The 20,895-nt window shown below is 59.6% G+C and carries 18 protein-coding genes and 1 pseudogene; 12 read left to right on the forward strand and 7 right to left on the reverse strand.

The genetic code is table 11. From position 1 onward, the window contains the following. The 3 genes from ACOVQ0_RS04430 to ACOVQ0_RS04440 all read left to right on the forward strand — a co-directional run. On the forward strand, nt 1–320 hold a 320-nt coding region (locus ACOVQ0_RS04430; protein ID WP_421880612.1), incomplete at its 5' end, for a S8 family serine peptidase. Nucleotides 321–418: 98 nt separating this feature from the next. After that, nucleotides 419–1,255: a hypothetical protein gene (locus ACOVQ0_RS04435; RefSeq protein WP_421880615.1), complete on the forward strand. Its 837-nt coding sequence runs from the start codon at nt 419–421 to the stop codon at nt 1,253–1,255. Between the two features lie 192 nt (nt 1,256–1,447). Then, nucleotides 1,448–2,164 (forward strand): cistern family PEP-CTERM protein, encoded by a 717-nt coding sequence (locus tag ACOVQ0_RS04440; RefSeq protein WP_421880618.1) that lies wholly within the window; start codon nt 1,448–1,450, stop codon nt 2,162–2,164. A 37-nt stretch (nt 2,165–2,201) separates the two neighbouring features. Here ACOVQ0_RS04440 and ACOVQ0_RS04445 read toward each other — a convergent pair whose 3' ends face one another. After that, nucleotides 2,202–3,707 carry a tetratricopeptide repeat protein gene (locus ACOVQ0_RS04445; RefSeq protein WP_421880620.1) on the reverse strand — a complete coding sequence of 502 codons (1,506 nt, stop codon included), beginning with the start codon at nt 3,705–3,707 and terminating at the stop codon, nt 2,202–2,204. 353 nt (nt 3,708–4,060) lie between these two features. Between ACOVQ0_RS04445 and opgC the strand changes: the two genes are divergently transcribed. Further along, nucleotides 4,061–5,257 carry an OpgC domain-containing protein gene (gene opgC, locus ACOVQ0_RS04450; RefSeq protein WP_421880623.1) on the forward strand — a complete coding sequence of 399 codons (1,197 nt, stop codon included), beginning with the start codon at nt 4,061–4,063 and terminating at the stop codon, nt 5,255–5,257. 19 nt (nt 5,258–5,276) lie between these two features. Here the strand turns inward: opgC and ACOVQ0_RS04455 are convergent, their stop codons facing one another. After that, nucleotides 5,277–7,943 carry a DUF3131 domain-containing protein gene (locus tag ACOVQ0_RS04455; protein ID WP_421880626.1) on the reverse strand — a complete coding sequence of 889 codons (2,667 nt, stop codon included), beginning with the start codon at nt 7,941–7,943 and terminating at the stop codon, nt 5,277–5,279. A 49-nt stretch (nt 7,944–7,992) separates the two neighbouring features. Here ACOVQ0_RS04455 and ACOVQ0_RS04460 point away from each other — a divergent pair, with 49 nt between their 5' ends. The 3 genes from ACOVQ0_RS04460 to ACOVQ0_RS04470 are packed head-to-tail and all read left to right on the forward strand — an operon-like array spanning nt 7,993 to nt 12,150. Next, nucleotides 7,993–9,003 carry a hypothetical protein gene (locus ACOVQ0_RS04460; RefSeq protein WP_421880628.1) on the forward strand — a complete coding sequence of 337 codons (1,011 nt, stop codon included), beginning with the start codon at nt 7,993–7,995 and terminating at the stop codon, nt 9,001–9,003. Between the two features lies 1 nt (nt 9,004). Continuing rightward, nucleotides 9,005–10,303, forward strand: coding sequence for a DUF3131 domain-containing protein (locus ACOVQ0_RS04465; RefSeq protein ID WP_421880630.1), 1,299 nt, complete (start codon nt 9,005–9,007; stop codon nt 10,301–10,303). Between the two features lie 5 nt (nt 10,304–10,308). Next, the gene (locus ACOVQ0_RS04470; protein ID WP_421880633.1) at nt 10,309–12,150 is read left to right on the forward strand and encodes a glycosyltransferase family 2 protein; all 1,842 of its coding nucleotides are present in this window, start codon (nt 10,309–10,311) and stop codon (nt 12,148–12,150) included. A 135-nt stretch (nt 12,151–12,285) separates the two neighbouring features. Here ACOVQ0_RS04470 and ACOVQ0_RS04475 read toward each other — a convergent pair whose 3' ends face one another. From ACOVQ0_RS04475 to ACOVQ0_RS04485, 3 genes are read right to left on the reverse strand one after another with little or no spacing between them, the layout of a single operon-like run. Beyond that, nucleotides 12,286–12,690, reverse strand: coding sequence for an ATP-binding protein (locus ACOVQ0_RS04475; protein ID WP_421880636.1), 405 nt, complete (start codon nt 12,688–12,690; stop codon nt 12,286–12,288). After that, complete coding sequence (locus tag ACOVQ0_RS04480) at nt 12,683–13,018, reverse strand: STAS domain-containing protein (protein ID WP_421880639.1); 336 nt, start codon at nt 13,016–13,018, stop codon at nt 12,683–12,685. The genes ACOVQ0_RS04475 and ACOVQ0_RS04480 overlap by 8 nt, the downstream gene beginning before the upstream one ends. Nucleotides 13,019–13,032: 14 nt before the next feature. After that, complete coding sequence (locus tag ACOVQ0_RS04485) at nt 13,033–14,193, reverse strand: PP2C family protein-serine/threonine phosphatase (protein WP_421880641.1); 1,161 nt, start codon at nt 14,191–14,193, stop codon at nt 13,033–13,035. 273 nt (nt 14,194–14,466) lie between these two features. Between ACOVQ0_RS04485 and ACOVQ0_RS04490 the strand changes: the two are divergent. From ACOVQ0_RS04490 to ACOVQ0_RS04510, 5 genes and pseudogenes are all read left to right on the forward strand, one after another. Then, a pseudogene (locus ACOVQ0_RS04490) lies at nt 14,467–14,925 on the forward strand (CHASE3 domain-containing protein); the annotation flags it as partial. Next, a complete protein-coding gene (locus ACOVQ0_RS04495; protein ID WP_421880678.1) occupies nt 14,926–16,968 on the forward strand; it encodes an ATP-binding protein in 2,043 nt (680 codons plus the stop codon). After that, complete coding sequence (locus tag ACOVQ0_RS04500) at nt 16,965–17,333, forward strand: response regulator (protein WP_421880644.1); 369 nt, start codon at nt 16,965–16,967, stop codon at nt 17,331–17,333. The genes ACOVQ0_RS04495 and ACOVQ0_RS04500 overlap by 4 nt, the downstream gene beginning before the upstream one ends. Continuing rightward, a complete protein-coding gene (locus ACOVQ0_RS04505) occupies nt 17,330–17,629 on the forward strand; it encodes an Hpt domain-containing protein (protein ID WP_421880646.1) in 300 nt (99 codons plus the stop codon). The genes ACOVQ0_RS04500 and ACOVQ0_RS04505 overlap by 4 nt, the downstream gene beginning before the upstream one ends. Beyond that, entirely contained in the window at nt 17,626–18,840 is a 1,215-nt protein-coding gene (locus ACOVQ0_RS04510) for a sensor histidine kinase (RefSeq protein ID WP_421880649.1), read from the forward strand. Before ACOVQ0_RS04505 ends, ACOVQ0_RS04510 begins: the two co-directional genes overlap by 4 nt. A 72-nt stretch (nt 18,841–18,912) precedes the next feature. On the opposite strand, the gene ACOVQ0_RS04515 is transcribed toward ACOVQ0_RS04510, so the two are convergent. Beyond that, nucleotides 18,913–19,866, reverse strand: coding sequence for a ketopantoate reductase family protein (locus ACOVQ0_RS04515; RefSeq protein WP_421880651.1), 954 nt, complete (start codon nt 19,864–19,866; stop codon nt 18,913–18,915). A gap of 56 nt (nt 19,867–19,922) precedes the next feature. Then, the gene (locus ACOVQ0_RS04520; RefSeq protein ID WP_421880654.1) at nt 19,923–20,819 is read right to left on the reverse strand and encodes a LysR family transcriptional regulator; all 897 of its coding nucleotides are present in this window, start codon (nt 20,817–20,819) and stop codon (nt 19,923–19,925) included. Between the last annotated feature and the right edge of the window lie 76 nt (nt 20,820–20,895).

A 20,895-nucleotide genomic window follows, 5' to 3' on the forward strand; every position in this document is an offset into this window, starting at 1 on the left:
CTTATCCCGGCGTACTTGCCGTGACAGCCGTCGATGGCCGCAATCGTGCTTTGATCGAAGCCGGGCGGGCACTTCATCTGGACTACGCCGCGCCCGGTGCCAACCTGCTGGCAGCAAATGCTGCAGGGCAATGGAAACCGGTTCGGGGCACTTCGTTCGCAACCCCGCTCGTCGCAGCAAGGGCTGCGCGGGCGCTGGCCAGCAACGGTGCAAGATGGCGGGTGGCACTCGATAGCGAGGCGGTTGATCTTGGCCGAAAAGGCCCTGATCCTGTATTTGGCCGGGGCCTGATCTGCGGATCGTGCCGCCGTACGAAATAATTTTCGCCCGCGATGGATTAAACCGGAAAGGCCATCCGTTTCCTTTCTCGAGCGGCACGAAGACATTCCCGCCGCGAAAGAATGAAAGGAAATTTCCCATGAAAATTCTCCTCGCAACAACCACGGCCCTTCTCCTCACGGCAATGCCTGCGCACGCACAGCTTATTGGCGGTGGCGGCATCGGCGGCACGCTTGGCGGTACACTGGGCGGCGCAGGCAGCATCGGCACCATCGGTTCGCCGATGGATACGGTCGGGTCGGCCACGCGCGGCACTGTCAACTCCACGGCCAACAGCACCGGCAGCCAGAGCGTCAACCGCAAGAGCGGTGCAGTCCACGCCGATCGCAGCGCCGATGCCGGCGTGACGGGGAGCGTTGCCCAAACCGCTTCAACTCCCACCCGGATGATTTCCGGCACTGGTTCGGGAAGCGCTTCGGGCAGCGCCAACGGTAGCGTAGATGCGCAGTTGATCGGGACGGATGCCGTGCGCCAGACCACCGGTAGCGCCTTGGCGACCACGCGCGGCATCGCGCAAGGTGCTGCAAATGCAGGCCGCAGCACTGCCGGTGCGGCAGGCCAGGCAGCAGGCAACGCCAATGGCAATATTGGTGGAACAACCAGTGGCAGTGGTCTTTTTTCGGGTGCCGCAGGTCAATTGGCTGCAGCCGGAAGCCTTGCCGCAGCGGGTGATGCGAACTTTGAAGTCAGCAAGGGAATGCGCATACTTGGCCCGGACGGCGATCGTCTTGGCAAGGTGCGCGGTGTGATTGCCGATGGTCAGGGCCGGGTTCAGGCGCTGCTGGTGAAGGTTGATGGCGCTACGGCGACCCTTCCGGCCGCAAATTTCTCGGGCAGCGGCAACGCACTGGTTTCCGCGATGGGAGAAGGCCAGATCAAGGACGCTGCCGCAAGTCAGGAAGCATCCTCAAAATAGGCATATTTCGGTTGTCCTGTTTGAAGGTTACGCCCGGATCGCTCCTTGCAATCCGGGCGTAGTTTTTCCCTCAAAAACGTCGGAAAAATTTACGAACATAAATTCATTAATCATCCATATTGGCGGTTATCTGGCATTGGCACGGGATTTGCTCAACCTTCTGTCAACCATATCCAGACAGGGGGACGACCCATGAACGCCTTGAAATTGCTTACGGGAATTGCAGCTTCTGCCTCGCTCGCGTTTGCCGGTCCGGCGTTCGCGGATTCGATCACTCTTGGATCGACCGACATCGGCAAGAGCTTCTCGCTCAACTACGATGGCTTTTCCGATGGGACTGCGATCACTGGTCTGACCGGTTCAACCACGTTCACACTCACTGGCGTGTCGGGTAACGATTACACGTTCGATTATAGCGTTGCGAACACCAGCTCGGCCCCGGTGACGGATTCACGCATTTCCAGCTTTGCCTTCAACACTGATCCCACCATCAGCTCTGCAACCAGCACGGGTGCATTTGCCTACACGACGCTTTCCTCAACCTATCCCAATGGGATCGGCACCGTGGACGTCTGCTTCAAGGATGCATCGACCGGTAGCTGCGCCGGGGGCGGCAGCGGCGGCCTTACGCTGGGACAAAGTGGCACCGGCGCGTTCACGCTGAGCTTTTCATCTCCGGTCAGCGCGCTGACTTTAAGCGATTTCTACGTCCGGTATCAGTCGATCTCGGGTGTTCCCAACATCACGTCTGCCAGCGGGGAAGGCACCATCAGTTCCACAAGTACTGGTGGCTCTACCGGTGGCACCCCCGTGCCTGAGCCGGGTATGCTGGGCTTGCTTGGCGCTGGCCTGATCGGCCTCGCGTTGGCTCGTCGTCGCACATCGACGGCAAGGGCCTTCGCCGCTTGAAATTTGGACGATGTAGGGGCCTTTAGCCCCTACATCGTCAACCTTTCGTCGCTTCGTGCAAATGCTCACGGATTGTGGCGTTGTCCGGGGCCTTCTGTGCCGCCTCCGTGAGCAGGGCAAGCCCCCGTTTCCGATCTGCCCCGCTTTGCACCAGCAGCCAGCCCAACGTATCCATCACCGAAGCATTCCCCGGCGCATACTTCAACGCCTTGTCGCCGAACTCTATTGCTACGCGCGTATTGCCCACCTTGCCTTGCGCCACGGCCATGTTGTTCAGCACCAATGGATTGCGCCCATCCGTAACCGCCAGAATGCGCTCATAGGCCACAATGGCATTGGCCCAATTTTCGCTCCGCATCGCAGTGTCTGCCTCGGCCAGCGTCGCCGCCAGCGCTTGCGGTGTAGGATAGCGCGCCTTTTCGGCCAAACGCACAGCATTGGGATCACCGGAAACTGTCGCAGCCCGTGCCAGAAGGCGGAGATCTGCCGGATCGGCGGTCAAGACATTGCTGAACGGGCGCAGCGTTTCCAATGCGCCAGCGCCATCTCCCGAGGCCAGTTGCGCCTTGCCCAATTCTCGGCGAATCAGCAGGCTTTGCGGATTGCGGGTCAGCAGCGGCTGCAGCCGTGCGCGCGCCTGCTCCGGTTGACCAAGCGCTACAAGGGACTGAGCATAAAGGATATTTGCCTCATCATTGCCTGACAGTGCCTTTTCATTGGCCTGCAGAACGCTGCGCACGGTCTTCCAGTCCTTGCGTCCGGCAGCGCTTTGAGCCTGAAGGTAAGCCACTTTTGCACCACCGCGTACATCGGCCAGACTGGCCAGCACTTCCTCCATCTCTTTGGTGCGCCCAAGATCGCCCAGCACCGCTGCCTTGCCGGAAAGCGCAGCGAGATTGCCGGGATATGCCTTTACTGCGCCATCATATGCAGCAAGCGCCTCGGCAAGGCGCCCTTCCGCCGTCGAAACTTCGGCATCGGACAGTCGAGTATCGATGAGGTCAGGGTCGGCAGCTTTTGCCCGGTTCACAAGATCGCGTGCCTGCCGGGCGTTACCGTTCATCAGACTGAAACGGGCAAAGTCCGCAAGAAGTCGCGCATCTGCCTGACCCTGTGCGCCCGTGGCAAATGCCTGCGCGGCGCCCTCCCGATCATCCTTGCCGAGCAAAGCCAAAGCACGCAGTCGCTGCGCGGGCGGTGATGCATCCGATCCCAACACGGCCAGGGCTTCATCCGCACCGTTTCGAAGCAGCCATGCTTCTGCCATCAGCAACCCGAAATCTGCGGGGCGCCGCGTCTGGACAATCCTGTTCAGAGAAGCATCGGCGGCAATTCCATCGCCCATTGCCAGTGCATTTCGCGCATGAAGCTCAAGCAGCGCCGGATCATCCGGACTGCTTGCCAAGGCTGCGGCCAGATCTACTTGCGCTGCCCGATAATCGTGGGTCAAAAATGCTTTGCGAGCGCGGTCAGCGCGTTCCTGCGGGCTTTCGCTACACCCCAGCAGCGTCAGCGCGACAGCAATTGCGGCAAGTTTCTTCATCGCGGCAGCACTCCTCCATTCCGGAGCTTTCTGCCGCTAAGTGCTGAATCTTCAGTGAAGAATTATCAGTTTGGGCACTTCAGGTATTGTCGAGACTGGCTTCCCTTTTTTTGGTTGTTGCCCGGCAAGGTTAGGCCGCATGATCGGCAAGGCTATCGTACATCGCCACAACAGTGCAGGTGGGAAGGAAATCCACATTGATCCGGATTGTGCGGAAAGCGCCATTGGCAGGGTAATTCTTGCATGTCCCCTGCCCCGCGCCCTGGGCTTCCCGATGCAACTCGTTGTGGTTCCGCCAGCGTGACTACGTTAATGCTGTTCGGACCGTGAACCCAACAGGATTATGCCTGGACATGGATATCTCCAGAACCACTGGCACATGCTCGCGAGATTTACGAATCGACGTCCTGCGCGGATTTGCCTGTGTAAGCTTGGTCGTCGCGCATATCGAAGCTTTCTCTTGGTTCCATATGGTGTTCTGGGAGCGTCTCGGGTTTGTTTCAGGCGCGGAAATCTTTGTTCTGGTTTCAAGTTATCTGATGGGGACTATTCATCGGAAGGTGCTGGCTTCACCCGACGGAGCCACCAAATCAACGCTGAAAATCTGGCGACGCGCTGGCGTACTGTACATTTCTTCCTGCGTTGCGACGGGCATAGTCATCGTCTTGCATCGATACTCAGGTCTGGATCTCACAGCTTTGGCGACATTCACCGATCGGGTTTTCGGAAACATCTATCCGCTTCTGCCGCCTGCCAATTCCAGCTGGTTTTCCGTCATCCACGATGTTCTCTTCTTGCGCGTGGGGCCGCATCAACTTCAAGTTCTGGGCTTGTACATGATGCTCCTGACCATCACTCCATTTGTCCTGATGTTGCTGCGACGGGAGCATACATTGGCCTGCCTTCTCTTCACATCAGCCATATGGGTATCTTATCGCTTCACCCGGCTGCCCCTTTCTGAGGCAGGGTTCGAGCGGGGTTTCCCCGTGATGGGATGGCAGATCTACTTCTTTCTTGCGCTCATGCTGGGCTGGCACCGCGAAGCAATTTTCGCATGGTTTGCAAAGCACGAGAAGCTGCGGCGGATCGCGCTCGTTGCCACCTGTACAACAGCGACGGCATTTCTGATTTTGGCCCAAGCCACGGCAAATCCCAACTTTCCACCGGGGACTCGTCTGGCGCTTGTCGATGAGGAGACCTACCGAAGTTTGTATGCCGTACTTTTTGACAAGAATTCCGTTGCACCGGGCAGGTTGTTCAGCGCACCGGCCTTTGTCGTCAGCCTATATCTTTTCCTTGGCGCGCTACCCCCAAAAGTAATGGCTGCGATTGCCGCAATTCTCGGACGCTTGGGTCAGGCAAGCTTGTACGTCTTCCTCAGCCATGTGGCGTTTATCTTGATGATTGACCAGATGCCGGGGCGTTTCGACGGACCCGTCGGTTATTCGCCAAGCACCGTCTGGATAAACACGGTCATGATCCTGGCCGTTCTGGCTACGCTATGGACCATGATCAGGTTTCGGTTCCTTTTCGCAATAATCCCGCGATAGCCGCGCTGGGCGTGGCCCCTTACTGCTGTGGTGTGCCAAGGGACCATGCCAGGATGCTCCCCGCCCGTCGATACAGCAGGATTGCGAGGAGTATGCCATTGGTGTTCGCCGTGCGCGCGCGGATCAGTTCCCCTGCTTCCAGACGGCCTTCGAAAAAACCACGCTTTGGATCGAACAATTCCCTCACTTCGGCCAGAAGGCGGTTCCCGTATGCATCCGGCCATAGGGCGGCGATGCCAATTGCCGCCTTGGTCGCGATGGCGGCGGCTTTGCCCACCGGTTTGCCGTTCACGTCCTGCGTGGCAAACGCAGTTCCTTGGGAAAGAACAGCATCGTACACAAAATTGGGTGCTTCATCCAACTGATGCTCGGTTCTGGCGGTGAGGATTCCCGTTCGCTCGAACCGCTTGCGTTGTGCCAGAACGATGTTGTTGCCCTGCGTCCTGCTCCATTGTGCTACGTGCCAGGGTTGCGAAGGATCGCTACCGCCGACCTCGATCAGATCGAGAATGTGATTCTCTGTGACGACCGCGTTGATGCCTTCTTCGCCCTTGCCGCCGCGCTTGTCCTCCATGATCGGCACACCTTCTACGCGCACGATTTCACAAGGCTCGGGCGCTGCGGCGCGGCTAATGTCCATACCCCACAAGGCAAAGCCGCGCGCGGAATACTCCTCGTATCCCAGCCGACCTTCCTGGAGGAATTGCGGTGCCTGTCGTCCGCTCCGGTGAACGCCGTAAAGCTCGCCATCGCGCACCAGTCCGGAAACCTTCCAGTAGCGCACGACCTCAGCGATCTTTTCTGACAGGTGCGGATAGCGGTTTCCAGCGATCCGTAACCAGATCAGCATCCGCCCGATATCGATCGCTGAACAGCCGATTTCCGCCGGTTGGTTGGAATAGTTCGTAGGCCGTGCGGTGCGCGTATCATAAACCTTGTTGGGACACAGGCCTGCAAACAGCTTGATGGAGCCGAATGTGTCCAGCGCCTTGCGCAAGCGCCTCTCGGCTTCGTCGCGTCCGATCAGCCCAAGCCCTTCTGCCGCGACCACCGCGCCAATGCCGGATGCGGCATCCCACATCGTGGTAGACGGATAACCGTCGACCGCATTGACCAGCCCCGTCGTTCCTTGCGTGTTGTTGACGAAATAGGTCCATGCCACCCGGCCCATTGCCTCATCGCCAAGTGTCGGCCACGGAGCCTCAGCGGCAATTTCCACCTGTTTGGATGGTACGGGTGAAGGCGCGGCGACTGGCGCGGCAACCCTCGGCATCGCACCGGCCGCCGGCCTGCGAAATGTCGCGCTCGAAATCGTGGAAACCGGCGTGGATGCCGCAGTTGGCCGCAGGATCTTTCCTTCAAGCTTATAGAGCAAGCTTTCCAGAATGATCCCGTTGTTGTTGGCCGTGAACGCGGCGATCCGGCTGCCATCCTTTTCGAGCAGTCCTTCGTAGATGCCCTTTGCCGGGTCATAGGCATCCTTGACCGCAGCAAACAGTCTGTCTGTATAGTCTGTCTGCCACAACACCCAAAGTCCGATCGCCCCCTTGAGCGCGACCGCCGAGGCTTCGGGATGCACTTCGCCGGTGTCGGTGATCGTTGCCCAAGGCATCCCGTCCGAATAGACTGTGTCATAGACGAAGTACGGAGCACCCGCGAGCTGATGCTCCGTGCGTGCAGTCAGGATGCCGGTGCGCTCGAACCGGCGTTTTTGTACCTCGTATATCCGTTCCGCAGCGCGCGCGATCCAGCCAGAGGTATGCTCGAACGGACCGCTCGATGTGTCATCATGCTCATCCCACCCATATTCGATCCCATCCAGCACGTAGCTCTCGGTCACGACATAGTTGTGCGCCCCTGTCGAGCGTGGATCGCGCGCATCATAGGGTAAGCGCACGCCGTAGAGCGAGATCAGGCCGTAAGGTTCGGCTCGGGCTGCCTTGGCGGCATCGAACCCCCACAGCCGGAACGCCTTGGCACCGTATTCCTCGTAACCAAGTCGTCCTTCCTGCAGATACTCGAATTCCTTTTCGCCTTTCGGTGCCGTGCCATAGAGGCTTCCGTCGCGCACAAGGTTGCCGGGCTTCCAGTGCGCAACAGCGGCCTCGGCCTTGCCCGCAAGTTCGGGGTGTCGCTGTTGGACGACGCGCATCCAGAACAACGCACGGCCCACGTCCAGTGCCGAACAACCGATTTCGCCTGGCTGGTTGCTATAGGTAACGGGCTGCGCAGTAATGGTATTGTATGCCTTGTTGGGGCAGATTCCTCTGAAAAGCGGAATTCGCGCCAGCGTATCGAGTATTGGCGCAAGGCGCGACGATGCCTCTTCGCGCGTGATCAGCCCCAGACCTTCAGCCGAAACAATCGCGCCGATGGCAGATGCAGTGTCCCACATGGTAGTCGACGGATAGCTGTCGGCAGCATTGACCAGCCCCGTTTCAGCCTGCGTGTTGTTCACGATGTACCGCCACGCGGCTTCAGCCAGACGGCGCTCTTCGGGTTGCAGTGGCCCATTACGACCGGGATGAGCGGCGCCAGCCTCTTTGGGCGTGCTGGTTACCGAGCCGGCGACAACAGGATCGCTATCCATCTTGGAGGAGGCAATGTTGGCGGCTTTGCTGGCCGCGCAGTTCGCTGAGAGCAGTGCGAGGCCGACGGACAGAAAAACGCCGAACCGCTGCTTCATTCCGATCACCCTCGCATCCTTTCAATGTTTCGTCGCCAAAACCTGACAAATGCATGTCGATTTAACTAATTCAATGACATACAATCTGGGGCCAACCGTGCAACCGGAGAGATTCTTGGCACTGCGAAGCGTCGTGGCGAATGTGGCGAGCCTTCTGGGGACTTGTTCTCCAGTGCTTGCACAAGTGCCCGATCCACAATCCGATACAGGTCCACCCCCGCCAGCCGAAGCATCGCGAGATCCGGTGCTGGACGGGATCAACAGTTCTTTCGCGTTTCCAGTCGATCAACTTCTGCGCCGAAAGCACGATTCGGATTTCGCCAACCTGCTTGATGGGTTGACGGTGACGCCAACGATCGGAATTCCTCTCGCCTCGGAACAGGCAGGGGCACAGACAACCGGTGCGCTCAACAGTGCCAGCGCGGTTGTCAACGTAACGTTGCGCTATCAGCCGGTTGGCTACTGGTTCGCGCAGACGACCATCTACAGTTATCTTCAGCCTGATCGTCGTGCGCCGTGGAATCCTGATTTCACCTACAGCTTCGGTTATGACGATTGGCATCCCTATACTTTCAGCCTCGTCTATTCGAACTACGCGAACAACCGGTTCAGCCCCCGACAGGGGAATCCGGTCACACCGCTGGGTCACGGCACGGTATCCCTTGGCTGGAAGGCACCAATGCCTTCGCGATTGGCAAGGCTGTTCCTTGTCGAAGAAGGGCGTCAGATAAATTGCCGTATTGGCCTCAACACCTCGCCACGGTTCGATCGCGAAGATGGCAGCAGCGGGAAATGGAAAACTTCGGCGAATCTGGGTTGCCGCTATCCGTTTACCGACCGCCTCTTTGTTGACGTGAATCTCTTTGCCTACGCCCACGGTCAGCAGCCGTGGGATCCCGATTATACTTATTCGTTCGGCCTGTTCGATTACCGTTCGAACCGGTTTTCCATCCAGTATGCAAACTATTCCGGCAACCGCTTTCCTGGTCGAACGCGATCGCCGCGGAGCGGTAGATTCAGGGATGGCGGCATTTCCATTAGTTGGAACCACGGGTTTTGATATGAAGCACAGAGCAACAGTTCGCCTCCTGACAGGCCTTGCAATTACGGCCCTGCTTGGCGGATGCGGGGTAGTTGCGCGTTCGCTGGTCAAGGAAACCACGGGCTATGTCAGCCCCGGCCCCAGCGATGAGGCGCGGGGCAAGGCGGCATGGGCATATTTTCGATCGACCCGTTCTGGCGCGACAGGAGTGGTAGAGGCCATCGCTGGAGCCGGATTTACCACGCCGTCGGCCATTGGCGATCAGATAGCCGCAGCCATAGCCGCCGACCGGCTGCACCTGATCGATCGCCGCGAATTCGACGATAGCATCAGTTCCGCACTGACGTTTCTTTCCACCATGCCGCTGTCCAATGGCGAAATGCCGGCGCGATTCTACAGCACGCGCGACGGCGGACTGATTGATCCGCCGCGTTCCGGTGTGGACCCTGGCTGGTCTTCGGTCGAAACGGGCCGGCTCCTTGTATGGCTGCGCGTCCTGGTTGATCGCTACCCCCAGTACGAGCCTTTCGTCGTGCGCGCGCTTTCCCGCTGGAAGACCTGCCGTGCCGTGGATGAGGGGGGACATCTTCGCAGTGCGCTGCCTTCCGGTCAGGGTCTGCTCAATGCTGCCGAAGCAGAAAGCGGTGCAGCTCTCTATGCAGCTCAGGGCTTTCTGGCCTGGGGCGAGAGCGTCGCGCTACCTTCCAGCCCGGCGCAGGAGGATCGCGTTAACATTGAGGGCGAGGACTTCAGCCTTTCTGACCGCTCGCCAGTGCAGACCGCTCCCTACGCCCTGCTCGGCATCGAGTTTGGTTGGAAGACGCCGCAGGGGCGGGAACTTGCACCAGCACGCGCTATGGAAGAGCGGCTCTGGCAGGTCCAGACGCGCCGATGGAAACGCAGCAATCTGGTGACCGCGCGCGGCGATTATCGTCGTACCAGTGCCCCCTATGCGGTGACCGACGCCGTGCTTGCAGGTGGCTTCACTTGGAGCACGACCGGAGAGGATGGCAGATCCCATCCTGAGCTTGCGCTGGTTTCAACCCGCACCGGGTTCCTCCTTACAGCTCTTCATGGTGATGGACAGGCTCCGCAATTGATGAGCACCTTGAGCACTCTCTACGATCCGGGGGCCGGTTGGTACGAGGGGCGGTACGAAAGTTCGGGCGCCTATGAATGGACACGCTCATCCGCGACGAATGCGGTAGTGCTCGAAACCATACTGTTCAAAAACGCCGGTACATTATTTTCGTCCCGCCGTGCGATAAAGGCGGCGATAGAGGGAGACTGCTTGCTCCCGGCGCTGGCAGCGGAATGAACATCATGGCCACCCCCCCTGCCGTTGCCGAAGCCGCCAGCGAATTCTACTTTGCGCGGTTCGAAGATCGTCGCCCGCCAGACCCCTTGCCCGTTTCACGGCCGATCGAGCTTTTGTGGCAGGCGCTTGCTGTGCTGAACATCGCATTGGGCGCGTGGTACATTGGCTGGCGATGGACCTCGTCGATCAACTGGGACGCGGTATGGTTTGCGATCCCGCTGGTCGTGGCGGAAACATGCGCGTGGATCGGCCTTGTTCTGTTTTCGCTGAACCTGTGGAAAACGCGGGACTACCCGCGCCGCCCTCCGCCACAGTACCTGTCCGATTGTCTTGCGGAACGCCCGCAGGTTGATCGTGCGATCAGCGTTGATGTGTTCATCGCCACCTACAACGAGGACGAAGAACTCGTCCGCCTTTCCATCCGCGACGCCAAGGCCATCCACTATCCTCACCCCATCGCGCTGAACGTGCACGTCCTTGATGATGGCCGACGGTCGAGTATGCGCCTTGTCGCCGAACAGGAAGAAGTGAACTACATCAGTCGGGCGACGAACGAAGGGTTCAAGGCGGGGAACCTGCGCAATGCGATGGAACAGACCAGTGGCGATTTCATCGTTATCTGTGATGCCGACACGCGCCCGTTTCCAACTTTGCTGGAGCGGACGCTAGGCTATTTCCGTGATCCCGATGTGGCTTTTGTCCAGACTCCGCAATGGTTCTACGATTTGCCCGAAGGTGAAACGCTCACCGTATTTCTCAGGCGGAAAGCCGGTGCTCCTGGCGGTTTGATCGGTCGGGTCATTGAAGGTCTGTTCGGCGAGATCCGCGTCGGCGAAGACCCCTTCGTAAATGATCCTGGCATGTTCTATGACGTGATCCAGCGTCGTCGTAATCCGTGGAACGCCGCATTCTGCTGCGGTGCCGCGTCCATCCACCGGCGCGAGGCGGTGATGTTCGTTGCGTTGAAGGCCTATGCCGATGCAGTCCACAAGGCATCGCACGATACGCGATCAAAGCTGCTGCGTATGATTGGTCGCAAGCAGGAACCTGAAAAGCAGGCGCTGGCCTTGTGGCAGGCCGCCCAGGAGCAGGAACTGACGCCTTACAAGTTCCATGTTTCGGAAGACATCTACACTTCGATCGTGTTGCATCAGGATCAATCGCGGCGATGGAAATCTGTGCTGCATCCCGATGTGGAATCGAAGATGCTCAGCCCGCAGGATCTGCTGACCTGGACTATCCAGCGTTTCAAGTATGCCGGTGGAAGCCTCGACATTCTGTTTCACGACAACCCGCTGACCGCGCGCGGCATGTCGCTGGGGCAACGCCTTATGTATCTGACGACGTTCTGGTCGTATCTTGGCGCGGTTTGGAACTGCCTGTTCCTGATTGCTCCGCTTATCTATCTGGTATTTGGCGTAACGCCAGTTTCGGCCTACACCAGAGACTTCTTTGCACACGCATTGCCATTCCTGATCGTAAACGAAATAGCGTTCATGTTCGGAACCTGGGGACTTTCAGGATACAAGGGCAAAGTCAGCTACCTTGCGTCCTTCCCTATCTCGCTTCGTGCGTTGTGGGCGGTTCTGAACAAGCAGAAGATCAAGTTTCCGGTCACGCCAAAGGAGCGGCAAACCGGCAATTTTCTGCATCTTGTCTATCCGCAGCTTGCCGTGATGATCGCAACAGTTTTGGCCTTTGCGTGGGCAGCGACGGCGCTGGTTATGGGAATTGGCAGCTATACCGTCGGCGGTCTTGTCGCCAACGGACTTTGGGGGCTGAACAACATCCTTGCGATGTCTATCATGGTGCGGGCGGCAATGTGGAAACCGGATTTCGAGGCATGAACTGGCGGATCGGATTACGGAAAGGGCGTAGCCACATCCTGATGGCGCTGGCACTGGCAGGCGCAGGACTTGTGCTCGTTCATCTCGACGACCAAAAGCTGGCGAGCAGACCGGCGCAGGCCTGTCATGATTGCGTCAGGGAAGAGCCTTGAAGAGTACGAGGCGGTTGCCTTCGCGATCTTGGGTATAGCCGATACGATCTGTGCAATCCGCGATCAGCGCCAGCCCGCGGCCGCTTTCACTATCAAAGGCCGGGCGTTGAATGGGGTGGAGTCGAGCCGAAGGGATAGGGGTTCCCTGATCGATCAGGACAAGTTCGACGCCCCCCGGCACAGTATTGATTTCCAGCTTCAGGCTGCCGTTCCTGTCTTCTCCATAGCCGTGACGGACGACGTTGTTGCCAGCTTCGACCAGTGCAAGTTCAAGGTCCATGCAAGCGTCGTCCGGCAGGCCCGTCTCTTCGCACCATGCGCGGAGGTGTTCTGCCAGCCGCCGCACACCCTCGAACGTCGCCTCGCATGAGCACGAGACGTCAGCCACGCACAAGCGCTCTTGCCGCAGGAATGTCATCCACGATGCGGAACAGGCTATCGAGCCGCGTCAGCTGGAACAAGCGCAATACGGCGGGTTGGACGCCTGTAACCGCGATGGCACCATTCGGCCCCAGCTTCTTCAACAGCGACACGAACACGCCAAGGCCGGTACTGTCCATGAAGTCTACCGCGGCAAGATCGAGCACGATCTTTCTGGGGGCATTGATCACTGCTTGCTCCAGTTCCACCTTCAGATGCGGAGCGACGACCGAGTCAACGCGCGGGCCACCCAGCGTAATTTCAACGATGTCTTCTAGATGATGAACCGTAATCAATTGCCAATCTCCCCCTACGGCTTTCGCCTAAGCGCCAGCACAGAAATGTCATCGCTGAACCCCTCACGCGGTTGCAGCGCGCGCAGGTGATTTTCCAGCAAGTTGATCCTTGTTACAGGGCTGTCGTGGTCGCCGGATTCAAGCACGCGTTGCAGCCCCCCTACTTCCATCGGCACACCATCGCCATCAAGGCAATCGGTAAGCCCGTCAGAATAGACCATCAGCGTTGCTTCATGCGCAAGGTCCACTGGTTCCGCCGAATAGGTCTGTCCTGCGAACCAGCCGAGCGGGAAGCCTCCCGAGAGGGCAAGCTCGCGCGCGTGCTTGCCCTGAATAATGATGGGTTGCGGATGTCCGGCGCGAACGAAATGCGCTTGTGTGCCATCTGCTGCCAGCAGGCCGCAGATCAGGGTGCAATATGTATCTTCCGGCTGGCCGACCATTTCGTCGTTCAATTGTACGATTGCCCGTTCCAATGCGTCCGGTGTCTCGGGTGCAAGTTGCACGAGCCGGTGATGAACGTGGAACGATGCGAGCGAAGCCGGAACCCCATGCCCTCGCACGTCGATGAGGAAGAACAGGGTAGCTCCGTTTCTAAGAGTTACGAAACCTATTGAATCGCCGCCAAGGTTGCTGGCTGGAATGTAGCTCCAGGCAAAGTCGAAGCGGTCGCGCTCAGTAGGAATCGGAAGCAGGCCGCGGTGCAGCTGCGCGGCCGCGGCAATGTCCGCCTCGATCCTGCGAAACGCCTCTCGCGTCCGCTGGTGAGCGGCCTTGAGATGCCGGTTGTGGCGGTGGAGGCGGCGTTGCAGTTCCACGGTCCGATTGATCGAGGCGATTGTCAGTTCGACCTGCAGCCGGTCAAGCGGTTTGAACAGAACATCGTCCGCCCCAGCCTCAAGCGCTGCTTGTGCAGTATCCGGGTCAGCCCGGGCCGTCGTCAGCACCACGTAGCGGAAACGATCGGCAGATCCTGCGTTGCGGACGCGGCGAACAAGTTCGATGCCATCCATGCCCGGCATTTGCCAATCGGTGATGATTGCGTCGAAATCGCGGTTCGCCAAAACCTGCAGCGCGTCCTGTGGGTCGCTCACACCATGCACTTCGCACCCAAGCCGCCCCAATTCAATCGAGGTGAGGTCCAGGAAAAGATCGTCATCATCGACAAGAAGCACCTCGAGCGGACGCGCAATCCGTACGGGTGGAAGGGTGTTCATGGATAGCACAACTCCGAGCCACAACCGCAGTGGCGTCACGCCAGTCGGTAGGGAATCATTTTTATTTGAATTTCATAATTTTATGCAAGATTGCAAGCAGATGATCACTCTGCTCCGCAAACCCCGCGTCGGTATCGGCTGGCGAACCGCAAGGCCTGCTTTGGGCAATCGAACGCGCCATTGCGATGCTTTGACCGGTGGTGCGCGATGAAGGGGGAGCTTTTTCCCGGCATGGTACCGTCGCTGGAACCAGGGCGGCCGCGGCATATTTTCATCAGTCTGCTGATTGCAGTGCCGGTTGCGATCATCGCCGTCGCGATTCTTCTGGTCAGTCAGGCAGGGCAGGCCGACGAACTGCGTTACGAAGTCGAGCAATCCTACGCGCGCCGCCTGCAACTCGAACGCGTTCTCTCGTTGCATCAGGATCTGGAAACCGCCTCGCGGGGGTATGTTCTTACGCAGCAGAAGGGCTTTCTCGACCCTTACATCGCAGCCGAACCCGCGATTGACGGCGAACTTGACAGGCTGAGCCGACTTGAACGCAGTCGCGGGACCGAAACGGTCATTCCACATCTTCGCCGCCTTTCCGTTGCCAAGCGGGAGTTCGTTCAGGAGACGATCAGACTCGCAGGCTCGAACAGGATGCCCGAAGCCCTTGCGCGCGTCCGATCGGGAGATGGCAAGCGGGCGATGGACGCGCTTCGCGCCGAAATTGCCCACCTGCAGCAGGCCGAGAAAAACCGCCTTGATCTTCTTTCGCAAAAGTCGACAGGCGCCCGCAACCGGCTTGAAGCTACCGCACTTGCCATTCTGGGCGTGCTGCTGATCCTGCTTGTCGTGGCTGCGGTGGCCATTGCCAGAGCTACCAGAAGCAGGGCGCAGGCGCTTGATGCCGTCATTGACCTTTCCCGCAGACGGAAAGCCATTCTCGATGCTGCAATGGACGGGATTATCATTCTCAACCCCAGTGGGTCGATCGAATCCGTCAATCGAACTGCAGCAACCATGTTCGGCTATGTCGAAGAGGAATTGTTGCGGCGCGATGTGGGTATGCTCTTCGCCACACCGCCGCCGGTCGGCCAGGTTGCAACCCTGTTGCGGCAGATGAACCTTCAGGACGGAACACCTGGAACGCTTCAGGAGATTCCCGGCCGTTGCAAGGATGGATCTCCGCTTCTGGCCGATGTTGCCATCAGCGCGGTCTTGCTTGCGGATGGTATGCATTATGTGGCCGTCGTGCGCGACATGAGCGAGCGCAAGAAGGTCGAGCGGATGAAGGCGGAATTCGTGGCAAGCGTGAGCCATGAATTGCGCACACCACTCACCTCGATTGCAGGGTCGCTTGGCTTGCTATCCAACGGAGCAGGCGGCACCCTTCCCGATCGCGCATCGCGTCTGGTCGATATCGCACACAACAATTCCGAACGGCTGGTGCGGCTCATCAACGATATTCTCGATATCGAGAAGCTCGATGCCGGGAAGATGACCTTCAACAACAAGCGATTGGATCTCGGTGAGATCGCGGCACAGGCTGTCGTTGCCAACAAGGCCTATGCTGATCGCTTTGGCGTCGAACTCCTGCTCACTGTTGCACCGCAACCCACGCCGGTCTGGGCTGATGCCGATCGCCTGATGCAGGTGCTGGCCAATCTGATTTCCAATGCCGCAAAGTTTTCATCGCAGGGTGGATCAGTCGAGGTCAGGGTCGAACGTGGGCGCACGGCACATGTGGTCAGCGTGATCGACAACGGCAGCGGTATTTCCCCCGAATTTGCCGGCAGGATGTTCCAGCGCTTTGCACAGGCCGATTCCTCCGATGCCCGCCAGAAACAAGGGACTGGCCTCGGCCTCGCCATCGTCAACGAGATCGTGCAGCGACTGGGTGGCAAGATCACCGTCGATACCGAACCTGGCAGAGGCTCGACCTTCTGTGTTGTCCTTCCCGCGATGCGTGAGCAGGGCAATGAACCAGCCCCCGTCGTGCTGCTGTGCGAACACGATCCCGGGGTGGCTCGCGCCCTTGCGCAGATGATCGGAGAGAATGGCCTGCAATGCCGGATCGCGCCATCTGGCAAAGCTGCACTGGCTTCACTCGAAGGTGCTGCCTTTGCGGTTATCCTCGTCGACGTTGATCTGCCGGGCGATGGTGGAATGGCTCTCGTTCGCGAACTGCGCGAAGAGCACGCCGTTACCACACCGATCCTTATGATTTCGGCTGAAACCGATGGTGATGCCCTTTCGGCCAAGGTTCTGCAGATCGAAGACTGGCTGCAGAAGCCGCTTTCGATTGATCAGGTCGTGCAGGCGGTGAACCGGGTGCTGGGCACGCTGCCGCTCGATCGCCGGGGTTCGGCCCGGCTGCCTCGGGTGCTTCATGCCGAGGATGACCCCGATATCGTGAGGTTGGTCGAAGCCGCATTCGAGGGCAAGGCGACCCTTTTTGCCGCGCCAAGCGTGGAGAAGGCCCGCGCAACCATCGCCCGAACCGAACTTGATCTTGCCATTCTTGACCTTGGACTGACTGACGGGTCAGGCCTTGCCCTCCTTGGAGATCTGGCAAAGGCACCCAACGGCCCACTACCCGTTATCATTTTTTCCGCGCAGGATGCGGACCCTGAAGTGGCCCAGAAGGTCCAGGCCTTCTTCACCAAGTCGCATACGCCGATTGACCACCTCGTGCGGACCGTTGATCGACTGGCAAGAAGCAGCCCACCGAGCAGGACTGACGCATGACCATACCCATCCTTTACGTGGACGATGATCCAGACATCCGTGAGATCGCCGAAATGGCGCTGTCGCTCGATCCCGATCTTGAAGTGCGCACCTGCAGTTCCGGCAATGATGCCATAGCTCTCGTCGGGCAATGGTTGCCGCGCTTGATCCTTCTGGATTTCATGATGCCCGATCTCGATGGTCCGGCTACATTGCGTCTTCTGCGACAGAACAGCCGCCTCGATCACGTCCCGGTCGTCTTCATCACCGCCCGTACTTCGGCCAAGGATGTCGAGAGCCTGCTTGCTTCGGGCGCTGCTGGCGTGCTGGCAAAGCCTTTCGACGTGATGACACTCGCCGGACAATGCCGGGCCTTCGTGCCATGAACGCGGGCGATCCGGACGACATACTCGCTGATATCCGCGCGCGGTTCTGCACCCGCATGGAAAAGGCGCTGGAATCTTTGCGAGATGCTGCGCAACTCCCGATCGAGCAGTCCTCACTCCTCCTCCGCGCAGAGGCCCACAAACTGGCCGGGGTTGCCGCCACGCTCGGATACGGGCGCGTGGGCACTGCCGCAGCAAAGGTCGACGCCATCGAGGGCGTTTCACCAGACGACCCGGCCGTAGCCGCCCTTGTCCTCGCCCTGAACGAAGCCGTGGCAAAAGGACCGCAGCAATGATCTCGGCAGGCCTTCCTGATAACGAGGCCATACGCCTCCAGGCGATCGCTCGCTATCAGCTTGATGATCCAGGCCGCGAACCCGGGTTCGATCACGCGGTGCAACTGGCGGCCAATGCCTTTGACGTGCCGATCAGCCTCGTTTCAATCGTCGGTGCCGATCTGCAATGCTTCAAGGGAAACGTCGGTCTGGACGCCGACCAGACCCCTCGCGAAGTCTCGTTCTGTGCACATGCCATCCTTGGGAATGATCTCTTCGTGGTCGAAGATGCACTGGCCGACGCACGCTTTGCCGACAACCCACTGGTCATCGGCCACCCGTCGATCCGCTTCTATGCCGGGGCGCCACTGCGATTGAAAGATGGCCTTGTTCCGGGAACGTTGTGCCTGATCGATCACCGGCCGAGGAAGCTTGGTGAACGGGACCGCGCTACTCTCGAAAGGCTCGCAAGACTGGTCGTGGATCTCATCGAGATGCGCCTCGACAGCAGTGTGTTGGAAGAGCGACATCGAGCGCTTGACCGCATGAAAGACGAATTCCTCGCTGCAACCAGTCACGAGCTGCGCACGCCCGTGACTTCGATCATGGGGGCGCTTGGCCTGCTCGATCGTTTTGCCGACGATCTGCCGGAAAACGCACGGCGCCTTGTTCGTATCGCCCGGGACAACAGCAAACGCCTCGCCGGGTTGATCAACGATGTGCTGGATCTCAGCCGCCTTGCGGACGGGGCGATTGCGCTCAATCCCGTGCCGCTTGATGCAGGTTTGCAATTGCACGAAGCGATGGAGGCCAACAGTGGCTTTGCCGCCGCCCATAATATCGGGCTGGCAGGCGATATTCCCTGCCCAGCCCCGATACTTCTGGCTGACGCCAACCGGTTGCAGCAGGTTCTTTCGAACCTCGTCTCCAACGCCATCAAGTTTTCGCCACCCGAAGCGACCGTGACGCTGTCAGCAGGGATAGAGGAAGATCGCGTGATCCTTCGCGTCAGCGACACAGGTTGCGGGATACCCAAGGAATTCCACTCCCGAATATTCAACAGGTTCGAACAGGCGCGGGATAGTGATGCAAAGGTCAAGGGTGGCAGCGGCCTCGGCCTCGCAATCGCACGCGAACTTGTCACTCTCATGCAGGGTCAGATCGGCTTTGTGAGCGAAGCGGGGCATGGCACGACATTCTGGATCTCGCTGCCAGGAACGAATTCTGCCTGACAGAAGCCTTGTTTCTGCCAAAACGGCAGCAGCATCGCGCGGGTTTGATCGTTCTGAAAATGTTCAGTTTTTTCAGACTATTAAATCCTTGTTGGCCGTGCGGCCAGATGCCAGGGCTTCGGGATCTCCCAACCTCACCAGATCGGCCAGCAGCCGCGTTGTCGGCACTTCAACCCCGGCCTGAACCGCAAACCGTTCTATCGCACCGTTGATCGATTCGATCTCGGTAGGGCGTCCGCCAAGGCGGTCCTGCAGCATCGATGGCTTGTGCGTGCGGTGGTTGGCCAGCGCGAAATCGGTCTTCGCGATCAGGCGGTTGCGGTCCATCGAAATGCCCAGTGCGGCGGCTGTGGCGATGGTTTCGTCGATCACCTGCATGGCAATGCGGCGTCCCTCGGGGGTGTCCAGCCCGCCAACCGGCAATCCGGTTATGGTCGAAAGCGCGTTCAGCGCGGCGTTGAACGCAACCTTTTCCCACACGGCGGATTGCACATTCGCGTCGGCAACGGCGTTCAGCGCGCCAGTATTCAGCCAGTCGATGACCATCCCAGCATGGGCGTGCGCCGCCGCGCTGCTTCCGCCCAGCCAGATGTGCCCCTGCCCGTGCGAAGCCACGGCGTTTGGCCCTTCAAGGTCTGCCGGAAAATCGGTCACACCCCACAGAATACAGGTTTTATCAAACACATCCGCAATCGCCTCAACATTGCCGAGGCCGTTCTGCAATGTCAGCACAAGGCATTGCCCGTCGTCCAGATGGGCGACCGACCGGATGGCCGCCGCGCTGTGCATTCCCTTGGTCATCAGGATCACCAGATCGGCAGGGCCAGCCACGTCTGCCGCCAGCGAAGCGCCAACATTCGCCATGTGATCGCCGCCGTCATCATGCAGGTGGATGCCTTCGCGCGCGATCAGGGCCAGCCTTTGCGCGTCAACGTCGACGACGGTCACCTCCTGCCCGCCCAGCGCCAGTCTGGCCGCCAGAAGGCACCCCATCGCCCCGGCCCCGACAATTACCACTTTCGCCATGTCGCAAACGTCCTCTCACGTGTGTGCGCGAGTGTCCCTGCGATCCGGGCCTGTCGTCAACTGCTCACGCGCAGCGGAAAATAATCGAGGAATTGCCGCGCGGCAGCGGGCAACAGGCCCGACCGTCTGCGGTAGAGCAGGAACCGCCGGACCCGCTCCATCGCAGGCACATCCAGCTTGCGCATGGTTCCCGCCGCCACGTGCGCGGCAAGGATGGGCTGGGGCAGCCAGCACAGCAGCGCGCTGTTCGCACTGATGGCAATCATCGCCTCCACCGATGATGTTTCCACAACGATCGCTGGCAGCACCAGTCCCAGATCAGCGCAAATCGCCTCAAACTGGATGCGCGGGGTCATCGCCTTGCCCGGCATCACCCACCCCTGCCCGGCCAGATCGGCCAGGGCGGGCTGCGATGGCAATGGGTGCGAATGGGCACAGAACACCGCAAACTCATCGGAATAATCGCAGGTGCCGATCAGTTCGAAATCCGCCGGGTCAAGCGGGCTTGCCGTCACGGCAAGGTCTATCCGCCGGCTGAGCAGCGCATCGCCCAGTTCGCCGTCCACCGCCTCGATCGCTTCGGCGGTGAGTTGCGGAAAGTCCTGCAGAAAACTGCCGAGTGACCGCGCCACCAGCGTGCGCATGACGGCGGCAACTGCTCCGATCCGCACCGTGCCACGGCGTAGGCCCCGCAAGGCGTCAAGTTCGGCGCGCGCCGCCAGCATTTCGGATTCCAGCAGGCGCGCGTGCGGCAGCAGCGCCTCACCCGCAGTGGTCAGCGTCATGCCCTTGCTCTGCCGTTCGAACAGGCGCGCCCCAAGCCCCTGCTCCATGCGCTGTATCACCCGGCTGAGCGACGGCTGCGTCAGGTGGACAAGCGCAGCCGCCCGCCCAAGGCTGCCCGTTTCGGCCACGGCAAGGAATGCGCGCAACTGGCGTTGGTCCAGATCCATGCAATACCTGTATGACTTTCGGCCAAGTATGCAATTGCATCTATCGCATCCGGGCAACACACTGCGCGCTACAAGC

The sequence above is a fragment of the Novosphingobium sp. genome (assembly GCF_049240505.1).
In the GTDB taxonomy this organism is placed as follows: Bacteria; Pseudomonadota; Alphaproteobacteria; order Sphingomonadales; family Sphingomonadaceae; genus Novosphingobium.

Bases quoted from the DNA above. Each gene is read 5' to 3' on its own strand.
- ACOVQ0_RS04460 (WP_421880628.1), top strand. From the start codon at position 7,993: ATGCATGTCGATTTAACTAATTCAATGACATACAATCTGGGGCCAACC.
- ACOVQ0_RS04500 (WP_421880644.1), top strand. From the start codon at position 16,965: ATGACCATACCCATCCTTTACGTGGACGATGATCCAGACATCCGTGAG.
- ACOVQ0_RS04470 (WP_421880633.1), top strand. From the start codon at position 10,309: ATGGCCACCCCCCCTGCCGTTGCCGAAGCCGCCAGCGAATTCTACTTT.
- ACOVQ0_RS04445 (WP_421880620.1), bottom strand. From the start codon at position 3,707: ATGAAGAAACTTGCCGCAATTGCTGTCGCGCTGACGCTGCTGGGGTGT.
- ACOVQ0_RS04520 (WP_421880654.1), bottom strand. From the start codon at position 20,819: ATGGATCTGGACCAACGCCAGTTGCGCGCATTCCTTGCCGTGGCCGAA.
- ACOVQ0_RS04505 (WP_421880646.1), top strand. From the start codon at position 17,330: ATGAACGCGGGCGATCCGGACGACATACTCGCTGATATCCGCGCGCGG.
- opgC (WP_421880623.1), top strand. From the start codon at position 4,061: ATGGATATCTCCAGAACCACTGGCACATGCTCGCGAGATTTACGAATC.
- ACOVQ0_RS04440 (WP_421880618.1), top strand. From the start codon at position 1,448: ATGAACGCCTTGAAATTGCTTACGGGAATTGCAGCTTCTGCCTCGCTC.
- ACOVQ0_RS04515 (WP_421880651.1), bottom strand. From the start codon at position 19,866: ATGGCGAAAGTGGTAATTGTCGGGGCCGGGGCGATGGGGTGCCTTCTG.
- ACOVQ0_RS04510 (WP_421880649.1), top strand. From the start codon at position 17,626: ATGATCTCGGCAGGCCTTCCTGATAACGAGGCCATACGCCTCCAGGCG.
- ACOVQ0_RS04435 (WP_421880615.1), top strand. From the start codon at position 419: ATGAAAATTCTCCTCGCAACAACCACGGCCCTTCTCCTCACGGCAATG.
- ACOVQ0_RS04455 (WP_421880626.1), bottom strand. From the start codon at position 7,943: ATGAAGCAGCGGTTCGGCGTTTTTCTGTCCGTCGGCCTCGCACTGCTC.
- ACOVQ0_RS04495 (WP_421880678.1), top strand. From the start codon at position 14,926: ATGGACGCGCTTCGCGCCGAAATTGCCCACCTGCAGCAGGCCGAGAAA.
- ACOVQ0_RS04465 (WP_421880630.1), top strand. From the start codon at position 9,005: ATGAAGCACAGAGCAACAGTTCGCCTCCTGACAGGCCTTGCAATTACG.